Annotated in this window: 5 protein-coding genes; 4 read left to right on the top strand and 1 reads right to left on the bottom strand. The window is 37.0% G+C overall.

Annotation, left to right across the window (positions count from 1 at the left end; all coding sequences use genetic code 11):
• The 3 genes from ADU23_RS31680 to ADU23_RS31670 form a co-directional block, all read left to right on the top strand.
• The coding region (locus ADU23_RS31680) for a transposase (protein WP_157266224.1) at positions 1-304 on the top strand (304 nt) is incomplete at its 5' end.
• Between the two features lie 739 nt (positions 305-1,043).
• Positions 1,044-2,375, top strand: a complete 1,332-nt coding sequence (locus tag ADU23_RS31675; protein WP_053377944.1) for a hypothetical protein — start codon at positions 1,044-1,046, stop codon at positions 2,373-2,375.
• Positions 2,376-2,389: 14 nt separating this feature from the next.
• Positions 2,390-2,935, top strand: coding sequence for a hypothetical protein (locus ADU23_RS31670; RefSeq protein WP_053377943.1), 546 nt, complete (start codon positions 2,390-2,392; stop codon positions 2,933-2,935).
• 178 nt (positions 2,936-3,113) lie between these two features.
• Here the strand turns inward: ADU23_RS31670 and ADU23_RS34440 are convergent, their stop codons facing one another.
• On the bottom strand, positions 3,114-3,506 hold the full coding sequence (locus ADU23_RS34440) for an ATP-dependent DNA ligase (protein ID WP_053377942.1): 393 nt from the start codon (positions 3,504-3,506) through the stop codon (positions 3,114-3,116).
• Between the two features lie 198 nt (positions 3,507-3,704).
• On the opposite strand from ADU23_RS34440, the gene ADU23_RS31660 reads away from it, so the two are divergent.
• The gene (locus tag ADU23_RS31660) at positions 3,705-4,775 is read left to right on the top strand and encodes a serine hydrolase domain-containing protein (protein ID WP_053377941.1); all 1,071 of its coding nucleotides are present in this window, start codon (positions 3,705-3,707) and stop codon (positions 4,773-4,775) included.
• Positions 4,776-4,989: the final 214 nt, after the last annotated feature.

Genomic DNA, 4,989 nt, shown 5'->3' with positions numbered 1-4,989 from the left:
GCTTCGGCACGCTGGCCTAAACCTCGCAGAAGCAAGTTCAGGCAAATGGACGGGGCAGATGAAAATCAGTAAACGCGGACGATCGCGCCTTCGCCGTTTCATTTTCTTGATGACCATGAGTTTAGTCGCTAACAATCCAGAGTTCAAAACCATGCATGCCTACAATGTACAGGTAAAGAAGATGAAGAAAATAAGGTCCATTATGAAACTTTGTGGCAAACTAGCTCGAATACTTGTTGGGATGGCTCGCCGAGGCGAAGCCTACAACCCACCTAAAACCTTACCAATTCAACTAGCAGCGTAACCTACGCCCTACCGTTTCGTTGTACGAGTTTTGGCTTATTCGCAGGATTTCAAAGAAAGCACGGAGTACCGGATATATTCAACCAAAGGGCACCGACCCGTAACGATAGCAAGACCGGCCTCCACCCCTTGGACAGGCGTAACGAAGGAATGAAAGGGCGTAGACCCGTTGAGACATGGGAGTGAGAACCTCCAGGGGCGGCGTGGAGAATGCGTGCAGTAAATGGAACTTTCTGGGGCGGTATATATTCCCCTTTATTCCCGTGCGTCTTCATGTTGCCGAAGTCTTATACGGAGTTCCCCTTCTTGTCTTTCATCCTATACCAACCGAGCGAAATCCTGCGAATAAGCGAGCATTCGTGAGAAAACCATATCGTACTGAGGGAGTTGAACAATCAAGGAGCAGTTTGCTACGGCAGCTGCTCCATTTCTTTGTTAAGCTAGCGGACAGATTAACACAACTTTCCAACCATTGGGAGTGTAATATTAATTGGACGCTTTAGGGTGTATGACTATACATTTACAATTAATAAATTCTTGGGAGTGAAAATTTGCGTTGTGGTGGGTAAAATGGCGTTCCAAAGTACCAAGCATCCAAATCATTGCGCCTATTGCAGCTGTGATAATAGACCAGAGTGTCAATAATTTCACATGGAGTCCTGGGCATATGTAACTATATGCAATATTTATATATAATGATAGTATTATTTTGTAAAATAAATTTTGAAAGAGGGATTATATTGAAAAATAAGTTAGTTAATGTATTGATTGCGAGTTCGTTGCTATTAAGCGTTGCACCAGTTACAACATTCGCACAGGGAATATCATCGAGTTCTAATATAAAAGTCAACTCTAATATGTCTATAAAACATCTATTGCCTAATAAAGCTATAAACAAGTTGAGTGAAGGAGAACTTGAAAAGCTGTTTGATGCGACTTCGGCAGCAATATTAAATGTAATGACTCTAATTAATGTTGGATCTGGAGAAGAATGGAGTAATGAAATTAAACAAGGTAAATTTAAAGTAACCAAAGTAGTTCCCGTCTACAATTTAGATAATCAATTAATTGAAGCAATGGTTACCTTTAAAAATGGCGGATATGTAACAGTTGATATTGCCTCAGGCCAACTTAAACAGTTCTCTTACGGTGCTATTAGTGAGAGTTATCTTGAAGAAAATGATGCTCTGTATGTTGATGGTCAAGAACATTTTAGTATTAAAGATAATAAAGTAGTAGATGGTAATAAGAAAGGTTCTGAATTGTCAACACTAAAAGAAGAATATAAGCGCAATAAAAATAAATTAGATAATGAAAGCTATGTTTCTGATATATCGATTATCTCCACAATGGATGAGAATACAAAACAAGAGATTGCTGCAAGTTTTTTAACTGGGGCGACTAACGATGGGAAAGCTAGTCTTATTACAGAACCGATAACATGGTATAAAAACTATTGGGCAATACGTAATTCTACAGTTACTAGCTTAGCAACTGTTGATAATTATATTCTAAATGTTCCTGAATATGATCAGAGTAATTTGCCCTTTGTAACAGAAAGTTATGCGAATGATTGCGCCATTGTTGCGACTATTGAAATTATGGGTTATTATTATCCTAGTTTAACTAATGCACAAAGAAAGACTGCATATAATGCAATGATTGCATCAAGTTATTTTATTAAGCCTGATAAAGGTGTAATGTTTAATGATAACAATCAACTCTTTAAAGTGGCAGTTGAATCTCTAGGCCTTGGTACGCAAAATACATCCGATGATAATGAAGAATATTGGTTTGCAGATAATTATGATAATATAAAAAAATTGCTTGTAGATTATGGACCTATTTACTTAAGTTTAAATCAGGACCCATATCCTAATCATACATTGACTGTTAAAGGTATCCTTAAATATAGCGTTACTATAACAGATAATTTAACTCTAAATAAAACTACAGGAACCACAAGCTTTATTCGTGTTAATGATCATTGGGCTGCTACTTCAACGGATGCCTTTATGTATATTCCTACACTAGGGAATACCCCCTACTATACTGCTATTAAGAAAAACTAGGGTGGTCGAGAGGAGTGAGCTTTAGACTGAAAGATTTTAGAGGAATATTCATCATTGTTTTAATCATACTTTTAATTGTTGGTGGTGGGTTAATTTATGATTTTGTTAAAAAACCTCCTCAGCCTACTCTAAATTCAATACGTACGCTAACTCATTCTGATAACGTTGAAAAGATCGGTCATTTTAATTCAAATCTTATCAAGGTGTTATCTCCATTTCTATACGGATATTTAATCCAATCGGAAAATGAAGAGCCATATTTGCTGGTTGTTGAAAGAAGTTATGGTAAAAATAAAGATGTTAGCAGCTATTATTTTAAAATGAGCAAGATGATAGAAATGAGCCTCGAAGAAAAGGATAGTAAAAAACAAATATTAACTCATTTTCAAGGAAAGAGTATTTTAGGGAAAAATGAAGTTAGTATTACGGAAAAAGATACATCAATCGTAAAAACATTTTATAAAATTGACACAGGTGACCAAATTATTTTGACTACTGGATCAATGGATTATTATATTAAAGTCGATGGCAACAAATATGACTTTTTGAGAACGTTTTGATTATTCACTTATTTCCAATTTTATTAGCGCTTGAAATGCAACTGGGCATTTCAAGCGCTTTTTTGCATACGTTCGAGGTCAAATGATCTTTTTCAATTTGGTTAGATGAAAAAGTCGGTTTATGGTACTACTCCGACTTCTAATCGAAAGAAGAAGCCAATAATGAAATGGATGAGATCTATAAATTATTGGAGATCATTAAAATGGCAAGAGTATTAATTCTCAAACCTCTTATTTCTTCATCGTAGGAATGCTGCCTTGGCCGAGATCCATCAAAGTATGCTATCTCCCCATCCAACACGCAGGCTCCGATCTGCAATGGGCTAAGAAGCTCGACGATCTCAGGGAATCGGTCATTACGTGGTTCGACGCGCTTCGAAAATATTTCTACGCCACCTTTGCCGTCCAAACGGACAAGAGTGTGTACTCCATCCCATTTTATTTGATACCCCCCCAATCCGGACCTATCGGAATTTCCGGTGAGGTGATCGGTGCCATCGGTACAGTAGGCAGCTTCATATTCATAATTTCGCCGCTTTAGTATTTTGAAACTATCTTGTCCATGCTTCATATAAATATATGGAAGTGATAATTTTCCATTATTTAATAAAATAAAGTAAAAGACTGATGGCGGGTCATTAAGCTAACGGGCAGGAATGTTGGGAAATGGAAACGAATACATAATTCAGCATCCAAAATAGGTTGATTAACGTGATTTCAACATTCGAGTAATGAAAGCATCATAAAACTAAAAGGAGTAACTTTTACAATGAAGGATTTACAAAGTTTTGTTTCAGATTACACGAAAGATAAGAAACATTTACATCTTGCGATCGGGATTATTAGAGAGGGCGGTATTGAATACTTTTCGTTCAGTAATAATCAAAAGAGAAGTACGATTCCTCCTGAGCATATGTTGTTTGAAATCGGCTCCATAACCAAATTTTTCACATCCATTCTCTTATTAGAAATGGAACGGGAAAAACGGCTTTCCTCGGATGACATGGTTGGTAAGTTTGTGCCAAACGTTAAAAACGATTATTTGAATAAGATTACCTTGAAAAGCCTTGCTACTCATACCTCTGGTTTACCTATATTGGCAACAAACCACAATCTGGCTAAAAAAAGATCGAATCCTTATTCAATGTATACCGAGCAAGATTTAACTGCTTTTCTATYTAATGCTGACTACACGGATAGTATTGGTTCATTTGGATATTCCAATATCGGTGTGGGCTTACTGGGGAATATTCTATGCAAGGTGTCAGGAAGCAAGTATGATGAACTGTTGAAAAAATACATAACGAGCCCATTAAAGATGAATGAGACAGCCGTTACACTTGATTCAGAACAGAATAGAAGGTTTTTGAATGGACATGCTTCAACTGGGAAGAGAGTCCCTCACTGGGATCTCTCTATACATGAAGGAGCTGGGGGGATTAAGTCATCGGTTAACGATTTGAGTTTATTTGTCCAAGCCAATCTAAATGATGATAATCCGATAGCCTCTACACTGCAAAAAAGTCATATCCCTATATGGATCGGAGATTCAAACCTTTATTTTGGCTGGGGTGAGGATAAGCTTCTAGATAAAGGTATCCTCTGGCATAACGGGGGTTCAGCTGGTTTTAACAGCTATCTAGCTTACAACAAGGAACTCCGTGTAGGAATTGTATTGCTATCCAATTATTCTTTTTTCTCGAATTCTCTTATGGATTATTATGTTGCTCAATTAATAAAATGGATTACTAAAAAAGAGCCTTCTCAAGGAACTATGATAGACGCTACAGGTAAAAAAATATTTGAAGCAATCATAGGTAGAGAAAAGTCATTAAAGTAACGGAGACGTTAGTGTAATAAAAGAGAAGTTTTTAAAGAAGAGGGTGTCCCAAAAGGGGCACCCTCTTCAATGTTTTCAAATCTGTAAAAAACAAAGAAACCATCCTTTGGTAAAATGGAGGTACCACCCAACCACTTCGAAAGGAAGGTTTCTATGTACATTCAATATACCATGGACCAACTTACTCTGCCAATGGATTTGGCGGAAGATATCC

This window comes from Paenibacillus sp. FJAT-27812, assembly GCF_001273905.1.
GTDB lineage: Bacteria > Bacillota > Bacilli > Paenibacillales > Paenibacillaceae > Pristimantibacillus.
The sequence above is the reverse complement of the archived record's forward strand: the minus strand, read 5'-3'. Positions and strand labels throughout refer to the sequence as shown.

Coding starts and splice junctions, on each gene's coding strand:
- ADU23_RS34440 (WP_053377942.1), bottom strand. CDS start 3,506: ATGAAGCATGGACAAGATAGTTTCAAAATACTAAAGCGGCGAAATTAT.